We start from the raw sequence: 20,831 nt of genomic DNA on the forward strand, positions 1-20,831 counted from the left end.
TGCGCCCCTTTTGGGCGAATACGCCAAGGCATTAATAAACCGATGGACGCACAATACAACCCTCGTGATATCGAACGCGACGCCCAGCAGTACTGGGACAAACATCAGTGCTTCAAAGCCGTAGAGGACGCAAATCGCGAGAAGTTTTACTGCCTATCCATGTTCCCCTACCCTAGCGGCAAGCTGCACATGGGCCATGTGCGTAACTATACTATCGGCGACGTTGTCTCCCGTTTCCAGCGCATGCAGGGTAAAAATGTCATGCAGCCCATGGGCTGGGATGCATTTGGCATGCCCGCTGAAAACGCCGCCATTCAGAATCAGGTGCCGCCCGCCGAGTGGACCTACCAGAACATCGATTACATGCGCAATCAATTGAAGGCGCTGGGCTTTGCCTACGACTGGAGCCGTGAATTCGCCACCTGCGATACCAGCTACTACCGCTGGGAGCAGTGGTTCTTTACCAAGCTGGTGGAAAAAGGCTTGGTCTATAAGAAGATGTCCACGGTGAACTGGGACCCGGTTGATCAAACCGTACTTGCTAACGAGCAGGTGATTGATGGCCGTGGCTGGCGTTCCGGCGCGTTGGTTGAGCGCAAAGAGATCCCGCTGTGGTTCTTGAAGATTACCGACTACGCCGACGAGCTGCTGGCCGACCTGGATAAAGTAGAGTGGCCTGAGCAGGTCAAAACCATGCAGCGTAACTGGATTGGGAAATCCCGTGGCGTTGAGCTCAGCTTTGATATCAAGACCGCTGAAGGCTCCGATATCAAGGCGAAAGACGGCAGCACCTGCGACCCGCTGGCGGTGTACACCACGCGCCCGGATACGCTGCTAGGCGTGACCTATGTCGCGGTTGCCGCAGGTCACCCGCTGGCCAAGCAGGCGGCTGAGCAGAACAGTGAGCTGGCGGCCTTCTGCGATGAGTGCGCCAAGGGCGGCACCTCTGAAGCAGAAATGGCCACCAAAGAGAAAAAAGGCATGCTCACCGGCCATAGGGCGGTTCACCCGCTGACCGGCGATGAAGTGCCGGTTTATGTGGCTAATTTCGTGTTGATGGAATTTGGCACCGGCGCGGTGATGGCGGTTCCCGGCCACGACCAGCGCGACTGGGAGTTTGCCACCAAATACGGCATTGCTATTAAAGCGGTGATTGCCGACGAAAGCGGCCAGCCTGCCGACGTTTCTGAAGCGGCCTACGCCGAATACGGCACGGTAGTGAATTCAGGCGAGTTCGATGGGCTGGGCTTTGAACAGGCCTTTGATGCGATTGCGGCCAAATTGGCCGAGCTTGGCCGTGGCGAAGTCAAAACCAACTACCGCTTGCGCGATTGGGGCGTTGCCCGCCAGCGCTACTGGGGCGCGCCGATTCCGGTTAAATACGGCCCAGAAGGTCAAACCGTACCGTTAACCGACGACGAACTGCCAGTATCGCTGCCCATGGAAGTCACCGTCGATGCATCCGGCTCGCCGCTGAAAAAGATGCCCGCGTTCTCTGACCTGGGCGATGGCTGGACCCGTGAAACCGACACCTTCGACACCTTTATGGAGTCCTCCTGGTACTACGCGCGCTTCTGCTGTGCCGATAACACCGAGGCGATGCTGGACGAACGTGCCAACTACTGGCTGCCGGTAGATCTCTATATTGGCGGTATCGAGCACGCCATTCTGCACCTGTTGTATGCCCGCTTCTTCCACAAGTTGATGCGTGATTTCGGTTTGGTCGATTCCGATGAGCCCTTCCAGCAGTTGCTGACCCAAGGCATGGTGATCGCAGAAACCTTCTATCGCCCTACCGATAACGGCGGCAAGCAGTGGTTTAACCCTGCGGATGTGGAGGTGAAGCGCGACGAGAAAGGCCGCCCGCTGAGCGCTATATTAATGAGCGACGGCGAGCCTGTGGAGATGGGCGGCATTGAGAAGATGTCCAAGTCGAAAAACAACGGCGTTGACCCGCAGTCGATGATCGACAAGTTCGGCGCCGATACCGTGCGCCTGTTTATGATGTTTGCCGCACCGCCCGAGCAGTCGTTGGAGTGGTCGGATTCCGGCGTAGAGGGTGCTCACCGTTTCTTGAAGCGCCTATGGCGTCAGGTCAATGAGCATTTGGCGGCTGGTACGCCTGGGCCGCTCAACATTGACGCGCTCAATGATGACCAGAAGGCACTGCGGCGTAAAACTCACGAGACCATCAAGAAGGCCAGCGACGACATTGGCCGCCGCACCACCTTCAATACGGCGATCGCGGCCGTCATGGAGCTCTCCAACGCGATCGGCAAGTTCGACGACACGTCTGAACTGGGTCTCGCGGTTAGCCGTGAAGCGTTGGAAGCCGGTGTATTACTGCTCTCGCCGATTACCCCGCACCTGTGCCACAGCCTATGGGAAGCACTGGGCCATACGGGCCCGGCCATTGAAGCGACTTGGCCTGCCGTGGATGAAACGGCCCTAACCCGCGATAGCATTGAGCTGGTGGTGCAGGTCAACGGTAAACTGCGTGCCCGTCTTGAGGTGCCCGCAAGCGCCGATAAGGCATCGATCGAAAAACTCGCCATGGAACACGAAAACGTGCAGCGCTATCTTGAAGGTAACACCGTGCGTAAAGTGATCGTGGTGCCCGGCAAATTGGTCAACATCGTGGTGAGCGGATGAATCGACGCACATTTTTAACCGCCAGCATCGCCGCCTCAGCGGCGGTGCTGCTTAGCGCCTGCGGGTTTCAGCTACGGGGTACTGAATCACTGCCCACGCTGCCTCCCCTTTCCCTAGAGGGCGACACCAACAGTGCCGTTGCCCAACAGGTCGCTGCGCGCCTTCAACAGTTAGGCACTCAGGTAACGGCTGATGCCCCATGGCGGGTCACCCTGGGTACGCCTGCGTTAATTGAGCGGCGATTGGGTGGTGATGGCCGCGCAAGTCGTGAACATGAGCTGACACTGAGCACTTCGCTTTCGGTACAAGAGCGGGCATCCAATGCCTATCACCTCAATAACGCGACCCTGACGACGAGCACGCGTATTCGCGTTAGCGACGATGATCTCCTTAACCGTGAAACGCTGATGATGGAAGCCGAGCAAACGCTTGCTCGACAATTGTCTCAGCAAATCATCGAACGCCTTGCTTACATTGAGGGCATGCAGTGAAGGTATTTGCTGATCAGCTACCCGCTGCGTTAGCAAAAAAGCTGCCCCGCGTGGTTATCGTGGCGGGGGATGAGCCCTTACAACATCGCGATGCCTGCGATGCTGTAAGGAAAGCAGCTCGCCAAGCAGGCGTTGAAGAGCGTGAAGTACTCGATGTAGAGCCCAACTTTGCTTGGGGTCGGTTGATGGAGATGTCCAGCAACCTCTCATTGTTTGCGACCAGCAAGCTCATGGAATTGCGTTTGGGCAATCACAAGCTAGGGCAAGAAGGCAGTAAAGCACTAGCGCAGTATGCCGAAACACTGGATAACAGCGATGATATCTTGCTTATCAGTATGGGCAAATTAGACGCCAAGCAGCAGAAAAGTGCCTGGTTCAAAACGCTGGATAAGCAAGGGTTATTCGTACCGGTCTGGCCTGTCGATGTTTCCCGGTTGGGTTACTGGCTAAGGGATCGCGCGTCACTCCACGGCTTACAAATCGATCTGGATGCAGCTCGCCTGCTGGGTGAGCGCACAGAGGGTAACCTACTGGCCGCCGACCAGGAGCTGCAGAAACTAGCGCTGATTCACCCGCAGGGCACGCGCTTGAATGTGGAAAGCATTGCCCAAGGCGTTGAAGACAGCACACGCTTCGATGTTTTCAATTTGGCCGATGCCTGCCTAAAAGGCGAACCTAGCCGCGCATCGCGTATCGTCAATGGATTGCGTAGTGAAGGGGTCGAGGCCCCCATCGTGCTTTGGGCACTGACCCGGGAGCTGCGCACTCTCCTCTCGCTGCATCAGCATCTGGATCAAGGGCAAAGCTTTGAACATGCCTGCAAAAGCCAAAAGCCGATGATTTTTGATAAGCGACGTCCGGCCTATCAAAAAGCGATTGGCCGCCTGCCAATGAAGCGCCTGCATAAATTGCTGTTAATGGCACAGCGGCTCGATTTAGCCGTTAAAGGCGCTGCAACAATACCGCTGTGGCCAGGCCTAAATGATTTGGCAATGACCATGGCCGGTGGTCGTGGGCTGCTTTCTGAATCCGCCTGGACCTATCGCATTAGTGCAAATAATTAGTACTTTGCACATTAGACTTAAAAATTGAACCAATTGTTTCTATACTCACTCCACACCCCCCGACTAGTCTATAAGGAAGAAGACGATGAAAACATTGCGTGCATACCTCTCCACCCTCCTGATTGCGGCGCTTGTTATTACCAGCCTGCCCGTTGCAGCAGCTCCCACTGCGCCTCAATCCATTGATTTAGTCTCTACCCAATCTGTTTTGTCAGCTGATCGTGCTGGCGCTGACCGTGAGCGTATTAACGAGGTCCTGGCCCGCGCCGATGTGCAGGATCAACTGCTAAAACAGGGTGTTGACCTGAACGAAGTAGATGCCCGCGTTGCTGCCTTAAGCGATTCTGAAGCAAAGCAAATGGCTGACCAGCTCGAGATGATGCCTGCCGGTGCCGGTGGTGGCGTTATCGGTGCCCTCTTTGCCGTCTTTATCATTCTGTTGATTACCGATATTCTCGGCCTGACCGACGTTTATCCGTTTACGCGTTGATAGGCAGCTGATGACCACTAAGTCTACTAATATGCTTTCTAACGCCCGCTTCGCGGGCGTTTTTATTATGTTGCTACTGCTGAGCGGCTGCGCACGAAACCCGGCACTGCTACAAAGTACCTATCAAGCGCTTCCGCCCCATGCAGAAATCACCAGCGTACCGTTTTACGCCCAAACGGAGTTTCAGTGCGGCCCTGCCACGCTGGCGATGGTTCTCAACCATCAGGATGTCGAAACAGACGTTGAGCAGCTCATCCCCCAGGTGTTCTTGCCTGAGCGCGACGGCAGCGTACAGCCAGAAATGCTGGCGACTGTGCGACGCTATGATCAACTCGCTTATCCCATTCGCGGCACCATGGATGCGCTGTTAGGCCATCTGGCAGCAGGCGATCCGGTGGTGGTGATGCAAAACTTATCACTCCCTATCTACCCGATGTGGCACTACGCGGTGGCCATTGGCTACGACCTGCCTAGTGAAACGCTTATTCTGCGCAGTGGCGAAATTGAACGCCATACGATGTCGTTTAGCCGTTTCGACGCCACCTGGGCGCGCACTGAACGCTGGGGATTTGTCGTTGCCGAGCCCGGCACGCTACCTGCGGGTATCACTGCCCGTAATGCCCTTGAAGCCATCAGTGCCTACGAAGAAACGAACGGCCCCCAGGCTGCATTATCAAGCTGGCAAACGTTTAACGAGCACCACCCTACCAATGCTATCGGACAATTTGCGCTAGGCAACGCGCTGTACGCTGACCAACAACCAGAGAAAGCTCGCAACGCCTTTGAACGAGCAACGAAGCTTGATGAAAAAATGGGCGCTGCCTGGCTAAATCTAGGCCTTTTACTGCTTCAGCAAGAAGAACCCGTCGCTGCTCGAAAAGCGTTGGAACAGGCCGCCTCGCTGACGGGTAGCTGGCAGGAAAAAGCCCGCTTAGCCATAGAAAGCATGAATACACAATAAATATCAAAGACCTATAAAATTTACTAATAATAACGAGCACAAGTATGATCCTGCGATTAGTAAAGTTGTTGGATAGCATACCTTGCGAGTGAGTGCTTAAGTTACATAAGGATAAGCCTTCAAGTTGTTCATTGGACTACCTAACCATTGACGGGAGAGGTGCCATGCAGAACTGTCCTTTGAAACGTAAGTGCTCTGTTAATGGTTGTGTATATTTACTATACGAGCTGGCTCGTTTGCGACATTTTGCAAAGAGAGACGTCATCACTAACAGCTCGTTGATTGCGTCATGACGATTCTTCATCATTTGCGCCAGCCTCGCGGATGTTTGGCATTCCTTTTCGCCGTCATTTTCTGCACCTTGTCGGCAGTCATGGGCAGCTACGTATACAGCGCTTGTCAAAAAGCCAGTGCCAACTACACCAAACTGGTGAGTGATATTATGCTGGCCCAGCAAGCGGCACCACAATTACGTGAAGCGCTGGAAGAAGGAAGTAGTCATCAGCCTAACAACAAACATATTGAATACATTGATCACTTTATTGCAACTTCCAAGCAGCATTTAAATAACATACAGACCAATATTGAGCGTGATCGCTTTCTCACTTCTAACGTTAACTACCTTATTAATCATTTTAGCGAGCTTGATAACCGTCTTTCTGACCTGAACCAGCAGGCCCGTGAAGTCCATCAGCATCCAGAGCTTATTGAACCGTTGCAGCGTGGAGCAATGAAAGTTGGCGGTTCCTTGGCATGGCTTTATGACAAACTATTGGAAGAAGTCTACACAATGTCTTCGCAACAAAGCTTGGTGATGCAGCGGCTCTCAATCGCTATCAATGTGCTACTGGTAGTCATAATCGGCGCGGCGATCACGCTTAGCATGGCAGTTATCCGCCTGCACCGTCAGCGCAACGTAATGCATCAGTTAATGCTCACCGATGAATTAACTGGGCTGTATAACCGGCGCCATTTGGTCAATGTAGCCTTCGCAGTGCTGACTCAAGCGCAGCGTGATAAAACGCCGCTTAGCCTGCTGTTGTTAGACCTCGATCACTTCAAGCAAATAAACGACACCTATGGGCATCCTACTGGCGATGAGGTGCTACGCCAGGTCAGCAAAAAACTGCGTCAACTAAGCCGCCCATCCGATACATTAGCGAGAATTGGTGGCGAAGAATTTTGTTTGTTAATGCCCAATACATCCACCCATGATGCACTGCAGGTGGCGGATCGGCTGCGCCGAGAAATTGAAGCTAGCGAGCTGGGTGACCTAAATTTACATGCCAACCCGACCATTAGCATTGGTGTAACGACGGGTTATGGCGGCTCGCTTACGTTTGAGCAGCTATATTCATTTGCCGATAAAGCGCTCTACCAAGCCAAGTCGCTGGGTCGCAACCGTGTTGAAAGCTTGTTACCACCCATCGCCAAGGCTTCAGAAAACGCTGAAAAAGCAAAAAACTATATCCATTCTCTCATCAGCTAAAAGCGTATTACTTAACTAGAAAGCAATGAAAGCTGAGGTTAAAAAACACGATTCAAGCCATTTTGAGCGGCCACCCGATACGCTTCTGCCATGGTGGGATAATTGAAAGTAGTGTTAACGAAATACTTTAGCGTATTGGCGTCGCCCTTCTGTTGCATGATCGCTTGGCCGATATGCAGAATCTCAGACGCCTGATCACCAAAACAGTGAATCCCGAGTATTTCCAGGGTGTCCTGGTGGAAAAGTATTTTAAGCATCCCCACGGTATCACCGGTAATCTGCGCACGTGCAGTATCTTTGAAGAAAGCTTTGCCAACTTCGTAGGGCACTTTTGCTTCGGTCAACTCACGCTCGTTGGGGCCAAACGAGCTGATCTCAGGGATGGTATAAATTCCGGTGGGTACATCGCTAACAAAGCGATACTCTTTATCGAGCAGCTCGTTGCATGAATTAAGGCCTTGATCGTAGGCGGCACTCGCCAGACTTGGCCAACCGATCACGTCGCCTGCTGCATAAATATGGGGAACCTCGGTGCGGTAGTGCTCATCAACACTGAGCTGACCCCGGCCATTGGCCTTCAAGCCAATGTTTTCGAGCCCCAGACTATCGGTATTGCCTGTCCGCCCATTGGCCCACAAAAATGCATCAGCGCGAATTTTCTTGCCTGACTTGAGGCGCACGACGACACCTGCTTCATCGCCCTCAACACTCTCATACTCTTCATTATGGCGAACCAATACACCGTGCTTACGCAGGTGATAGGAGAGCGCATCGCTGATTTCATCGTCCAGGAATGACAGTAGGCTGTCACGGTTATTGATTAAATCAACCTTGACGCCTAACCCAGAAAAGATTGACGCGTACTCACAGCCAATCACCCCTGCCCCGAAAATCACTAGGGTGCGTGGCGTATGCGAAAGGCTCAAAATGGTGTCGGAGCAGTAAATACGCGGATGCCGGAAGTTAATGTCCGCCGGGCGATAAGGGCGTGAACCGGTAGCAATGACGATTTTTTTGGCCACCAGCTCTTCCATGCCTTCTTGGCGGTCATGAACTATCAGCGTATGTTCATCTTTAAAGCGGGCAACGCCGTGGAAGAGATCAATCCGGTTACGCGCATAAAATGTCGTGCGCATCTCTACCTGCTTGTCGATGGTGCCACGTGAACGTTCCATTACTTTCGGAAAGGAGAACCAGCGCGGCTCACCGATATCGCGGAACATACGGTTAGTATTGAACGCCATGATCTGTTTGACTTGATGACGTAATGCTTTGGAGGGAATGGTGCCCCAGTGAGTACAGTTACCGCCTACTTGAGCCTGCTTTTCAATAATCGCTACGCGTTTGCCATGCTTGGCAGCGTTAATGGCCGCGCTTTCACCCGCAGGCCCTGTACCGATTACCACGACATCGTAATTGTGAACCGCCATACTCTCTGCGTCTCCTTCCTATTCGGGTTAACCCATTCTCGTCAAACGATCGCCGACAAACGGTCCAAGGCTGATAGTCCCAGGCAAACGGCCCAAGGCAGAAAGTCCAAGACAAACAGGCACTTGTGGCATAAACGTTAAGAAGGCGCAGTTCACATGAACATGCGCCTCTTCGTTATTTATATGGCTTATTAACGACGGGTGGCGTCATAGCCTAGGTCAGCGCCGCGACTTTCGTCACTACGGCGCCGCTCGCTGCCACGCTTGCGGTTCTCTTCTTCGCACACTTCGTCTTTACCGCCACAAATATCACAGCCGTCTTTCATGCCTATTTGATTCAAACCACCGCATGAACCTGCAATAGGTTTACGACCCATGATGACACCCACGGCCATGACACCCATAATCAGTGCCATAAAGCCGAATACCAGTAACCAAATCGCCATAACAACCTCCCAGCATGTCACTGCTTAGCTTTCTATTATTGACCTAACCGGCCATCACCTCTATCTACAGCATTCAGGCCGATTAGTGCCTCACAATCTTTGTTTGTTAAGCCTATTGTACCTCAGTGGGCTGTTGTTATCAGCGCGGCGCACTTCTCATTAACAATACCTATCAGTAACACAAACGGGGCTGACCAAAAGGCCAGCCCCGCTCATTGTTACCGCAGTAATCTTTCTTCATAACCATTGCGATTATGACGATTGATTAGCCACCGAAATCATCCAATAGGATATTTTCTGGCTCAACGCCCATATCAAGCAACAGCTTAATGACCGAGGCGTTCATCATCGGCGGACCACACATGTAGTACTCGCAATCTTCAGGTGCCGGATGGTCCTTCAGATAGTTTTCGTACAGCACGTTATGAATAAAGCCTGTCGGCCCTTCCCAGTTATCTTCCGGCTGTGGATCAGAAAGCGCCAAGTGCCACTCGAAGTTCGGGAACTCTTCGGCTAACTGGTCATACTCTTCATTATAGAAGGTCTCACGCCAAGAGCGCGCACCGTACCAGAAGGTAATCTTGCGCTTAGACTTCAAGCGCTTCAACTGATCAAAGATATGACTACGCATTGGCGCCATACCCGCACCACCACCGATAAAGATCATTTCGGCGTCAGTATCGCGAGCAAAGAACTCACCAAACGGCCCCATCACGGTCACCTTGTCACCTTCTTTAAGATTGAAGACGTAGGTAGACATCAGGCCGGGCGGATGGTTAGTGCCAGGAGGCGGCGTCGCAATACGAATGTTGAACTTGAGGATACCCTTCTCATCCGGGTAGTTCGCCATGGAGTATGCGCGAATCACTTCCTCGTTGTTCTTATGGGAAATTTTGAACATATCAAATTTTTCCCAATCACCACGGTACTCTTCTTCAATATCGAAGTCAGAGAACTTGATGTCGTACGGCGGTGCCACAAGCTGTACGTAACCACCGGCGCGGAAGGCAACTTCTTCTCCCTCGGGTAGTTTCAGGTTCAGCTCTTTGATAAAGGTGGCAACGTTGGGGTTGGCAATAACTTCACATTCCCACTTTTTCACCCCAAACACTTCTTCAGGCACTTCAACTTTCATGTCCTGCTTTACAGGTACCTGACAAGAGAGGCGCCAGCCCTCTTTCTTCTCACGCATGGTGAAGTGCGACTCTTCCGTCGGCAGAATAGAGCCACCGCCCTCTTCTACACGGCACTTACACTGAGCACAAGAACCACCGCCACCACAGGCGGAAGAGAGAAAAATACCGTTAGCAGCAAGTGTATTAAGCAGCTTGCCACCAGCTTGGGTTTTCAAAGTGTGTTCGGGGTCGCCATTGACCTCAATGGTCACGTCCCCGCTACTCACAAGCTTGCTGCGCGCTGCCAGAATGATCGCCGTTAAGCTAATAACGATGACCGTGAACATGACAACACCGAGCAAGATGACTGTTGTATCAACCATGTCGGTTTCCTATTGCTGGAGGTTTCTATTATCCAGCGGTGTCTGACACCGCTGGAGAAAAACCGGCTCCGATTAAAGCTGAATGCCCGAGAAGGACATAAAGCCCAACGACATTAGCCCCACGGTGATGAAAGTAATGCCCAGCCCTTGGAGGCCACCCGGCACATCGCTGTATTTCAGTTTTTCACGGATACCCGCCAGCGCGGCAATAGCCAGCGCCCAACCGGTGCCCGCGCCAAAGCCATAGACCACGGCTTCACCAAAGTTATAGCTACGCTCTACCATGAACAGTACACCACCAAGGATGGCACAGTTAACGGTAATCAACGGCAGGAATACACCCAGCGCGTTGTAGAGCGATGGCACGTACTTATCAAGGAACATCTCCATGATTTGTACTAACGCAGCAATAACACCGATGTAAGAGAGCAGCCCAAGGAAAGACAGATCAATGTTTTCAGCACCGCTGATACCGGTCCACGTTAGCGCACCTTCTTGTAGCAAGTAGGTGAACACTAGGTTGTTCACCGGCACCGTGACGGTTAATACAACAATTACCGCGATACCCAGGCCAATCGCTGAGGAGACTTTTTTGGACACTGCCAAGAAAGTACACATCCCCAAAAAGAAGGCCAGCGCCATGTTTTCAACAAACACCGAAGCAACAAAAAGACTCAGATAATGTTCCATGTTACACGGCCTCCTTGGGTTTGGTGTTTTCCTTCATTTTGAACTCATTATCTTCCACCTGTTCTGGGTTGACTGCACGCATCACCCAGATCAGTAAGCCGATAATGAAGAACGCTGAAGGAGGTAATAGCAACAAGCCATTGGGAACGTACCAACCACCATTCTGAACGGTCTGAAGGATAGTGATACCAAAAATGCTGCCTGCACCCAGCAACTCACGGAAGAAGCCAACCACCATAAGCACAAAACCATACCCAAGGCCGTTACCAACACCGTCTAAAAATGACATTCCCGGCGTGTTGGACATCGCAAAACCCTCTGCACGCCCCATGACGATACAGTTAGTAATGATCAAGCCAACGAATACGGAAAGCTGCTTAGACATCTCATAGGCATACGCTTTCAAAATCTGGTCTACCACGATTACCAGCGAGGCAATGATGGTCATCTGAACGATGATACGAATCGAGGAAGGAATGTGGTTCCTGATCAACGATACGAACAGGTTTGAGAATGCCGTTACGAAAATAACCGCCAGCGCCATAACGAGCGATACGCTCATACTGGTGGTTACCGCAAGTGCCGAACAGATCCCCAGAATTTGCAGCGCAATAGGGTTATTCTGGAAAATCGGCGCGGTTAAAACGCCCTTTGCATTTACGTCCGCCATGATCAGGCCCCCTCAACGTCTTCGAAGTTGGTATCAGTCTCTTCGGCGTCTTCCGGCTCAGTACCACTGCGGAATTTAGCCAAATAGGGACCGAAAGCTTCTTCGCTTAACCAGAACTGCAGCATGTTAGTTACGCCGTTACTGGTTAGCGTAGCACCAGATAGTGCGTCTACTTCGTATTCGCCGCTAGCACCGCCCTTGGTCAGGTGGATCTCCGGTGAGAGGTCGCCCTCTTCATCGTAAATCTTTTTACCTTCCCACTGAGCCTGCCAGCGAGGATTGTTTACTTCAGCACCCAGGCCTGGCGTTTCACTGTGCTCATAGTAGGTGATACTGACGATCGTATTGCCATCACCCTCTACTGCCAGGAAGCCACGCATTAGGCCCCATAGCCCTTGGCCACGAATAGGTAGCACGATCTGTTCCGGGTCGTCTTCACCACCAATCAAATAAACGGTGGCGTAGTTTTCGACACGCGATAGACCAGCGATATCCTGATCGCCAGAAAGCGTGCGACCCGAAGCCGGGTCACGAGCAGCTTCAAAGCTATCGTAGGTATCAGGGTCAAACTCATCAGAATACTCACCGGTATCCAGGTCAACGACCCGAGCGGTGATCTCTTCGCTAAACACCTCTTCAACGTCCATGCCAGGCTCATACAGCTTGGCGACGTTCAAGATATTGGTTTTACGATCAAGCTCCTGATTGAGCTGTTGGGCGGGTCGCAGTGCGACCGCCGCAGTCGAGACAATGACGGAGCACACGATACAGAGTGCAAACGCCACAATCAGGACTTTCTTGATGGAGTTGTTACCTTGTGCCATTAGGCAGTCTCCTCGGCCGGTACGCCGGTACGCTTAACGCGACGCTTGATGTTGGCCTGGACGAAGAAATGGTCAATCAGCGGTGCAAACAGGTTAGCAAATAAGATAGCCAACATGATGCCCTCTGGGAAAGCCGGGTTCACAACGCGAATTAAAACGGTCATCACACCAATCAGCGCACCAAATATCAAACGACCTTGGTTGGTCATCGATGCTGACACCGGGTCAGTCGCCATGAATACCATGCCGAACGCGAAGCCACCGATCACCAGATGCCAGTACCACGGCATGGCAAACATCGGATTGGAGTCAGAGCCCATTAGGTTAAACAGCGTGCTGGTAACGACCATACCCAAAAATACGCCAAGCATGATTCGCCACGAGGCAATCCGCGTCCACAGCAGCACTGCAGCACCAATAAAGATCGCCAGCGTCGACACCTCACCCACAGAACCGGGGACAAAGCCAAGAAAGGCGTCCCACCAGCTGAAAGTATCCGTTAACGCGGTCATACCATCTTGGAACGCCAGCGAGAGCGCAGTAGCACCGGTGTAACCGTCAGCGGCAACCCATACAGCGTCACCGGAAATCTGTGCGGGGTAGGCAAAATAAAGAAATGCACGGCCTGTCAGCGCGGGGTTCAAGAAGTTCTTACCCGTACCACCGAATATCTCTTTACCGATTACCACACCAAAGGTGATACCCAGCGCAACTTGCCACAACGGAATGGTCGCGGGCAGTATCAATGCGAATAGCACTGAGGTAACGAAGAACCCTTCGTTAACTTCGTGACCACGCTTGATGGCAAACAACACTTCCCAGAAACCACCCACCACAAAGGTGACTAAGTAGATTGGCAAGAAGTAAGTCGCGCCGAGGACAAAGTTAGCCCATAAGCTGCTGGCATCATGACCTGACGCCAATGTCATCATAATTGCTTCGCGCCAGCCACCCATTGATGCGTAGCCTGCATCGATAGCCGTGTTTGCTTGCCAACCCGCGTTCCACATACCAAAGAACATTGCTGGGAAGGTACACAGCCACACGGTAATCATGATGCGTTTAAGGTCGATACCGTCACGCACGTGGGCGGTGGTTTTAGCAACGCTTGGCGGTGAATAAAAAATGGTATCTACCGCTTCAAAGAGCGGATAGAACTTTTCGTACTTTCCGCCTTTGTGGAAATGCGGCTCGATATTTTGGAGTGTTTGTTGAATACCCATCATCAGGCCTCTTTCTCGATCATGGTGAGATTGTCACGCAGGATGGGGCCATATTCGTATTTGCCGGGGCAAACGTACGTACACAGCGCCAGATCCTCTTCGTCCAGCTCCAAACACCCAAGCTGCATGGCAACCTCAATGTCGCCCACGATCAGCGAACGCAGTAACTGAGTTGGCATGATATCCAGCGGCATCACCGTTTCATATGAGCCAACGGGCACCATCGCGCGCTCTGAACCATTGGTTGATGTGGTGGGTGCGTAGTTACGCAAGCCTTTAATTCTGGAAAGATAGATCCCCAGGACAGAATGTCGATCTGCGCCCAGTGATAGCCACCCAAGTAAGATGCGCTTATTACCTTCTTCAATCAGACTAAACTGATTGCTAAAGCGTCCCAGATAGGTAAGTTTGCCTTCCGCGGTAAAGCCAGAAAATACAGAACCAGAAATGACACGGGTGTCATCGGGTTTGATGACTTCTTCTGCCAGGAGTTCATCCGTGCTAGCGCCGATACGGGTACGTACCAAGCGAGGGTTTTCAGCACGCGGGCCACCAATGGCAACCACGCGGCTCATATCCAGTTTCCCTTCTACAAAGAGCTTACCGAACGCGATAACGTCCTGATAGCCGATGTGCCACACCTGTTTGTGCAGAGCGACGGGAGAAAGGTAATGAATATGGGTACCCACTAGCCCGGCTGGGTGCGGCCCGGCAAAGCTTTCGGTTTTGACGCCTTCCACCTCACCGCCCGGAATAGAGGCGTTTTCCCCTGTACAAAGAAAGACGTTGCCCTCGGTCAGGCGCGCTAACACCTTGAGGCCATCTTCAAATGCTTGCGGCTGCTCATTAATGATCAGTGCAGGATCAGGGCTTAAAGGATGGGTATCTACGGCTGTTACAAAAATATCGGCCGGAGTGCTATCGATTGCCGGTGTACGCGAGAAAGGACGCGTGCGTAGCGCCGTCCAGAGTCCCGACTCCACCAGTTGGTCAACAACGACCTGGCGTTCAAGCTGCGTTAAGGCATTACGGTCATGAGCAGCGAATTCAATCGCCTCCTCAGTCTCGTCGACTTTGATCACAACAGATAGTAAACGACGTTTTTCGCCACGGTTTATTGCAAGCACTTCACCAGCAGCGGGCGCTGTATAGCGCACACCATCAATTTTCTTGTCGGTGAAGAGCAATTGGCCTAGTTTGACCTTATCCCCTTCCTGAACTTCCATCGTCGGCTTCATGCCAACGTAGTCGGTACCCAGGATTGCCACGTGGCGCACAGGCCGCGCATCTTCAATACGCTGCTCGGGCGCTCCCGCGATGGGGAGATCCAGGCCTTTTTTGACTTCGATCATAGTCTCGCCCAGTTGTTGGATCGGATATACGAAGGTATGGGGTTCGAATGCTTATTTTCTGCTCAGCGAATTGTTATTTTCTGCTCAGATTGTTACCAGTCCGGCCCAAGCAGCACTTGAACCACCCCGAAAAATCCATCGTATTATAAAGATAAGCGCGTCCAATGACCACATCCCTGATGATCTCCAAAAGTGCTATATACATTGGCAAACGGAAGGCATAGAGACAAAAAAACGCCACCCGAAGGTGGCGCTGCATCATTATTTCGCTTGATAGCCCCCGCAGAGAAGCTAATTTAGCAATATTATTATTTAGCTATTTAGCGCGGCAGCTTTAAGAACCGCACATTAGACATCTGTTGTAAAATACGCACGACTTGGCAGCTATAGCCAAATTCGTTGTCGTACCACATATAGACAACCGCATGATGACCGTTGGCGATAGTCGCTTTGGCGTCAACAATGCCAGCATGACGATTGCCTACAAAGTCCGACGAGACCACTTCTGCCGAGTCAACGAAGTCAATTTGCTTTTGATAAGCAGAATCAATCGACATGCGACGCAAGTAGTCGTTTAGCGCAGCCGCATCAGTCGTTTTGTCCAGTGTCAGGTTAAGAATGGCCATGGAAACATTGGGGATCGGCACGCGAATTGCGTTACCGGTTAGCTTACCCTCAAGCTCAGGCAGTGCTTTGGAGACAGCTTTAGCCGCGCCCGTCTCGGTTAACACCATGTTCAACGCCGCGCTGCGGCCACGACGGTCGCCTTTGTGGTAGTTATCGATCAGGTTTTGGTCATTAGTGTAAGCATGCACGGTCTCAACGTGACCGTTTACCACACCATACTCATCGTTAAGCACCTTCAATACCGGCACGATCGCGTTGGTGGTACATGATGCAGCTGAAACAATAAGATCGTTATCGCCAATCGATTCGTGATTAATACCGTAAACAATATTTTTGATATCGCCTTTACCCGGCGCGGTCAGCAGCGCTTTGGCAGCACCTTTGCACTTCAAGTGCTGGCCCAAGCCCTCTTCATCACGCCAAATACCGGTATTATCAACGATAACGGCATTGTTGATGTCGTAGGTGGTGTAGTCGATCTCACTCGGTGAATCGGCATAGATAACCTGAATGACATTGCCATTTACGGTTAGCGTGCGCGCTTCTGCATCAACCATGATGGTGCCATCAAACGGCCCGTGTACGGAATCGCGGCGCAGCAGGCTGGCACGTTTTTCAAGGTCCTTTGCCACATCGCCACGGCCACGTACAACAATAGCCCGTAGGCGTAGCAGGTTGCCGCCACCGGCTTTTTCAACCATCACCCGAGCCAATAACCGACCAATACGGCCAAAACCATAAAGCACCACATCTTGTGGCTCACCGGTGCTGGCACCTGGCTGATAACCATCAATAATTTCGTGCAGTTCTTTGCGCAGAAAGGCTTCCACATCGCCCCCGCCCTGGCGCTTAAACATTACCCCCAACTTGCCCACATCGACATGCGCAGGGCCAAGGTTTAACTCAACCATGCTTTTAAGAATCGGATAGGTATCTTCAACGGAGAGCTCAGTTCCCTCCAGTTTGCGTACAAAGCGGTGGTCTTTGAGAATACGGATGACTGACCGTTTGATGAGCGAGCGTCCGAACATGGTGGCAACAACATTATTCTGACGATAGAGCTGCCCTACCAATGGGATCATCTGCTCCGCCAAGGCTTCGTTGCCTTGCCATTCTTGAAAAACGTTTTCGAGCGCTTGCTGACTCACGGGCGGCCTCATCAGGTAGTGGAAACAGGAAGTGGAAACGGGGTCGTAAACTAATAATTCGGTTTATTATCCGGGGCAAGCGCAGTCGTCGCAATGAAAGGATAGTCGCACAACATGTAGGGGTATTACAGAAACGCCAATCTCACTACAAAACTACTTTCATAACAGATTAACCCGCTACCTAAAGCCGCGGCACTCTAACTGAAACGGGTGATCGTGTATGATCTGTTTTCCGTTTCAGCGCAAAACGATATCTTGCTTATGCCGACTTTCTCTCTGCTCGAACCGCCCCAGCCTCAAGGGACTCGCGATACGCTCTACTGGTCATCGCCACCGGGCAGCGCGACTGCTCTGGCTCTTTCACGCGTGGCCAAGCACGCCCCGCTATTGGTGATTACCCCCAATACGGCCAGTGCGCAGCGCCTGGAACAAGATCTTTACTTTTATAGCGATGTCCCCGTATTACCCTTCCCTGATTGGGAAACGCTGCCCTACGATAGCTTTTCGCCCCACCAGGACATTGTCTCAGCGAGGCTACGTACCCTGCGCCAGCTCCAAGATGGCGTGCGCGGCATTGTATTGGTGCCGATCAATACGCTGATGCAGCGCTTACCGCCGGTTGAGTACATCGCCGGGCGGGTAATGACGCTCAAAACCGGTGAGCGTTTGAATCGCGAAACGTTCCGGGAATCGCTTTCGCGAGCGGGCTATCGCGCCGTGGAAACGGTGTATGAACCCGGCGAATACGCCATGCGTGGCGCGTTGATCGACCTCTTTGCGATGGGCATGGACGAACCGATTCGCATCGACCTGTTTGACGATGAGATCGACACACTGCGTCACTTTGACCCCGGCAGTCAGCGCTCAACCGATAAACTTGAGTCGCTAGAGTTGCTGCCCGCCCACGAGTACTCGCTAAGCCGTAGCGCCATCGCCTGCTTTCGTGAGCAGTTTGAAACCCTCTTTGATGTCGACCCGCGCCAGTGCCCGCTTTATAACGATGCATTAAAGGGCATTCCCTCCCCGGGGCTTGAGCACTATCTGCCGCTGTTTTTTGAGCAGACCGCTTCGCTGTTTGAGCACCTAACCGACGACACCCGGGTCGCCCTACTGCCTGGTGTGCTTAATGCGGCCGAACAGCACTGGCAGTCTATTGATGCACGCTACGTTAACTTGGGTGTTGATCCTACACGGCCACTGCTACCACCTCACCGGGCGTTTTTCCCGGTCAGTGATGTTTTTTCGGCTATAAAAGCACGCCCGCGCATAGAGCTAACTGAAGACAGCGAGCAACGCCATGCGCATATACCTGAAGCAACCCCATTGCCTACGCTGTCGATTAATGCCCGCGCTAAGCAGCCACTTGGCGAGCTTACGGCGTTTTTGAAGTCTCACGCCGAAACCCGGGTGCTGTTTGTAGCGGAATCACGGGGCCGCCGAGAAGCGCTGGAAGAGATATTGGCCCCGCTTAAGCTTTCGCTCCCACATACCGATAGCTTTCACGACTTCCTAGCCAGCGATCACACCTATGCCATTACCGAAGGTTTGGTGGACAGCGGCCTGTGGCTGAACAACCCAAGCATTGCAGTGATCAGCGAGACAGAGCTATTTGGCGATGTGGTACGCCAGAGCAGGCGGCGTGAAAAAGCTACCGATGATAACGAGCTTGCGGTCCGCCATCTGTCAGAACTACACGAAGGCGCACCGGTGGTTCATCAGGCTCATGGCGTTGGCCGCTACATAGGGCTGGAAACATTGGAGGCCGGTGGTCAGGCAAATGAGTTTTTGGCGCTTTCCTACGCCGATGGCGCCAAACTTTATGTGCCGGTCGACAGCCTGCATATGATCTCCCGCTACAGCGGTGCCGGTGACGAATTAGCACCGCTACATAAGCTGGGTTCCGATCAGTGGGAAAAAGCCCGCCGCAAAGCCGCCGAGAAGATTCGTGATACCGCCGCGGAACTTTTGGATGTTTACGCTCGCAGGGAAGCTCAACAGGGCGTGGTCTACGAATCGCCAGGCGATGAGTATGTTCGCTTTGCGAGCAACTTCCCATTCGAGGAGACTCCCGACCAGCACGCAGCCATTGAAGCGGTGATTAGCGACATGACGTCACCGCAGCCCATGGATCGCGTGGTATGTGGTGACGTAGGCTTCGGCAAAACCGAAGTGGCCATGCGCGCGGCGTTTATCGCCGTGCAATCAGGTCGCCAAGTAGTGGTCCTGGTGCCTACCACGCTACTGGCGCGTCAGCACTTCGAAAATTTCCGCGACCGCTTTGCCGACACCGCCGTCAATATCGGCTTGATATCGCGCTTCACCAGTGGCAAAGAGGTTACCCAAACATTAGAGAGTGTTAAAAACGGCCAAACCGATATCGTGATTGGCACCCATAAACTTCTCTCAAAAAGCGTTGAGCTCCCCAAAATGGGACTCCTCATCATTGATGAGGAGCACCGCTTTGGCGTAGCACAGAAAGAGAAGCTCAAAACGCTACGCGCAGAAGTCGATATTTTGACACTAACCGCGACGCCTATTCCGCGTACGCTAAACATGGCAATGAGTGGCATCCGCGATTTGTCGATTATCGCCACCCCGCCCGCACGGCGCCTGTCGGTCAAAACGTTTGTTCAGCAGCACGATGCCAGTATCATTAAAGAAGCCCTACTGCGCGAGATACTGCGTGGCGGGCAGGTGTATGTGCTGCATAACGAAGTCAAAACCATCGAAAACAGTGCTGAAAAAATCCGTGAGCTGATTCCTGAAGCGCGGGTAGCGGTTGCCCACGGCCAACTACCTGAGCGCAGCCTCGAACGCATCATGTCGGATTTCTATCATCGCCGTTTTAACGTGCTGGTGTGCTCGACCATTATTGAAACCGGTATTGATGTGCCTAGCGCCAATACTATTATTATCGAACGCGCCGATAAATTTGGCTTGGCACAGCTTCACCAGTTGCGGGGCCGTGTTGGCCGTAGCCACCACCAGGCCTATGCTTACCTGCTGACACCGCCCCCTAAAGCGATGACCCGTGATGCCATCAAACGCCTGGAAGCCATTAGCGCTTCGGACGATCTAGGTGCTGGTTTCACCCTGGCCAGCCACGACATGGAGATTCGCGGAGCAGGCGAGCTACTGGGTGATGAACAGAGCGGCCAGATGGAAACCATTGGCTATACACTTTATATGGAGATGCTTGACCGAGCAGTGAAGGCCATTCGTGCGGGTAAAACACCCAATATTGATGCACCCTTCAATACCGGCGTGGAAATCAACCTCAACCTGCCCGCGCTGATTCCAAGTGATTATATTCACGATGTTCAGCAGCGCCTGGTGATGTACAAGCGGATTGCCAACACCCAGAGCGATAGCGAACTTAAAGAGTTACAGGTTGAGCTAATTGACCGATTTGGCTTGCTGCCCAATCCGTTGAAAAACCTGATTCGCCAGACCAAGCTGCGCCACCGTGCCGAGCAACTGGGAATCAGCAAAATCGAGGCTGGCGAGAGCCGCGGTAGAGTACTGTTTGATAGCAGCACCCAGGTGGATCCCTTAACCCTGGTGACCCTCATTCAGACGTCACCAAAGCACTATCGTTTAGATGGCTCTGACACCTTACGATTTGAATTATCAATGGAAAGCGTCGACAAACGCTTTCAACAGCTTGAAAACCTACTTAGTACGCTTAATCAAAAAGTAGCGGCGGCGTGACGCTTGGGGCAAACTTACCAGTAGCCATGCCTAGTTAACCCACCTCGTGGACTAACATCAGTGGC

The 20,831-nt window shown here is 52.5% G+C and carries 16 protein-coding genes; 7 read left to right on the plus strand and 9 right to left on the minus strand.

The window, feature by feature from the left end:
* The first annotated feature begins 42 nt into the window (after positions 1-42).
* From leuS to ACWI0H_RS12570, 6 genes are all read left to right on the plus strand, one after another.
* On the plus strand, positions 43-2,652 hold the full coding sequence (gene leuS, locus ACWI0H_RS12545; RefSeq protein WP_336274551.1) for a leucine--tRNA ligase: 2,610 nt from the start codon (positions 43-45) through the stop codon (positions 2,650-2,652).
* The gene (locus tag ACWI0H_RS12550; protein ID WP_008956582.1) at positions 2,649-3,143 is read left to right on the plus strand and encodes an LPS-assembly lipoprotein LptE; all 495 of its coding nucleotides are present in this window, start codon (positions 2,649-2,651) and stop codon (positions 3,141-3,143) included. Before leuS ends, ACWI0H_RS12550 begins: the two co-directional genes overlap by 4 nt.
* Positions 3,140-4,207, plus strand: coding sequence for a DNA polymerase III subunit delta (gene holA, locus ACWI0H_RS12555; RefSeq protein ID WP_485873590.1), 1,068 nt, complete (start codon positions 3,140-3,142; stop codon positions 4,205-4,207). The genes ACWI0H_RS12550 and holA overlap by 4 nt, the downstream gene beginning before the upstream one ends.
* An 85-nt stretch (positions 4,208-4,292) precedes the next feature.
* A complete protein-coding gene (locus tag ACWI0H_RS12560) occupies positions 4,293-4,697 on the plus strand; it encodes a PA2779 family protein (RefSeq protein ID WP_008956584.1) in 405 nt (134 codons plus the stop codon).
* A 10-nt stretch (positions 4,698-4,707) separates the two neighbouring features.
* The gene (locus ACWI0H_RS12565; RefSeq protein WP_336274549.1) at positions 4,708-5,658 is read left to right on the plus strand and encodes a PA2778 family cysteine peptidase; all 951 of its coding nucleotides are present in this window, start codon (positions 4,708-4,710) and stop codon (positions 5,656-5,658) included.
* Between the two features lie 289 nt (positions 5,659-5,947).
* Positions 5,948-7,147, plus strand: coding sequence for a GGDEF domain-containing protein (locus tag ACWI0H_RS12570; RefSeq protein ID WP_485873591.1), 1,200 nt, complete (start codon positions 5,948-5,950; stop codon positions 7,145-7,147).
* A gap of 38 nt (positions 7,148-7,185) precedes the next feature.
* On the opposite strand, the gene sthA is transcribed toward ACWI0H_RS12570, so the two are convergent.
* From sthA to ACWI0H_RS12615, 9 genes are all read right to left on the minus strand, one after another.
* Positions 7,186-8,577 carry a Si-specific NAD(P)(+) transhydrogenase gene (gene sthA, locus ACWI0H_RS12575; protein WP_485873592.1) on the minus strand — a complete coding sequence of 464 codons (1,392 nt, stop codon included), beginning with the start codon at positions 8,575-8,577 and terminating at the stop codon, positions 7,186-7,188.
* A 191-nt stretch (positions 8,578-8,768) separates the two neighbouring features.
* Positions 8,769-9,023, minus strand: a complete 255-nt coding sequence (gene nqrM, locus ACWI0H_RS12580; protein WP_008956588.1) for a (Na+)-NQR maturation NqrM — start codon at positions 9,021-9,023, stop codon at positions 8,769-8,771.
* 265 nt (positions 9,024-9,288) lie between these two features.
* Positions 9,289-10,521 carry an NADH:ubiquinone reductase (Na(+)-transporting) subunit F gene (gene nqrF / locus ACWI0H_RS12585; RefSeq protein ID WP_176303677.1) on the minus strand — a complete coding sequence of 411 codons (1,233 nt, stop codon included), beginning with the start codon at positions 10,519-10,521 and terminating at the stop codon, positions 9,289-9,291.
* A 72-nt stretch (positions 10,522-10,593) separates the two neighbouring features.
* Positions 10,594-11,211, minus strand: coding sequence for an NADH:ubiquinone reductase (Na(+)-transporting) subunit E (gene nqrE / locus ACWI0H_RS12590; RefSeq protein WP_240719763.1), 618 nt, complete (start codon positions 11,209-11,211; stop codon positions 10,594-10,596).
* A gap of 1 nt (position 11,212) precedes the next feature.
* Positions 11,213-11,881 carry an NADH:ubiquinone reductase (Na(+)-transporting) subunit D gene (locus ACWI0H_RS12595; RefSeq protein ID WP_336274546.1) on the minus strand — a complete coding sequence of 223 codons (669 nt, stop codon included), beginning with the start codon at positions 11,879-11,881 and terminating at the stop codon, positions 11,213-11,215.
* A gap of 2 nt (positions 11,882-11,883) precedes the next feature.
* Entirely contained in the window at positions 11,884-12,705 is an 822-nt protein-coding gene (locus tag ACWI0H_RS12600) for a Na(+)-translocating NADH-quinone reductase subunit C (RefSeq protein WP_485873593.1), read from the minus strand.
* Entirely contained in the window at positions 12,705-13,931 is a 1,227-nt protein-coding gene (locus ACWI0H_RS12605) for an NADH:ubiquinone reductase (Na(+)-transporting) subunit B (protein ID WP_485873594.1), read from the minus strand. Before ACWI0H_RS12605 ends, ACWI0H_RS12600 begins: the two co-directional genes overlap by 1 nt.
* Positions 13,931-15,280: a Na(+)-translocating NADH-quinone reductase subunit A gene (locus ACWI0H_RS12610; RefSeq protein WP_485873595.1), complete on the minus strand. Its 1,350-nt coding sequence runs from the start codon at positions 15,278-15,280 to the stop codon at positions 13,931-13,933. Before ACWI0H_RS12610 ends, ACWI0H_RS12605 begins: the two co-directional genes overlap by 1 nt.
* Before the next feature lie 320 nt (positions 15,281-15,600).
* Complete coding sequence (locus tag ACWI0H_RS12615) at positions 15,601-17,055, minus strand: glyceraldehyde-3-phosphate dehydrogenase (RefSeq protein ID WP_035586224.1); 1,455 nt, start codon at positions 17,053-17,055, stop codon at positions 15,601-15,603.
* A 261-nt stretch (positions 17,056-17,316) separates the two neighbouring features.
* On the opposite strand from ACWI0H_RS12615, the gene mfd reads away from it, so the two are divergent.
* Complete coding sequence (gene mfd / locus ACWI0H_RS12620; RefSeq protein WP_485873596.1) at positions 17,317-20,766, plus strand: transcription-repair coupling factor; 3,450 nt, start codon at positions 17,317-17,319, stop codon at positions 20,764-20,766.
* Positions 20,767-20,831: the final 65 nt, after the last annotated feature.

It is taken from the genome of Halomonas sp. NYA30, assembly GCF_976980765.1.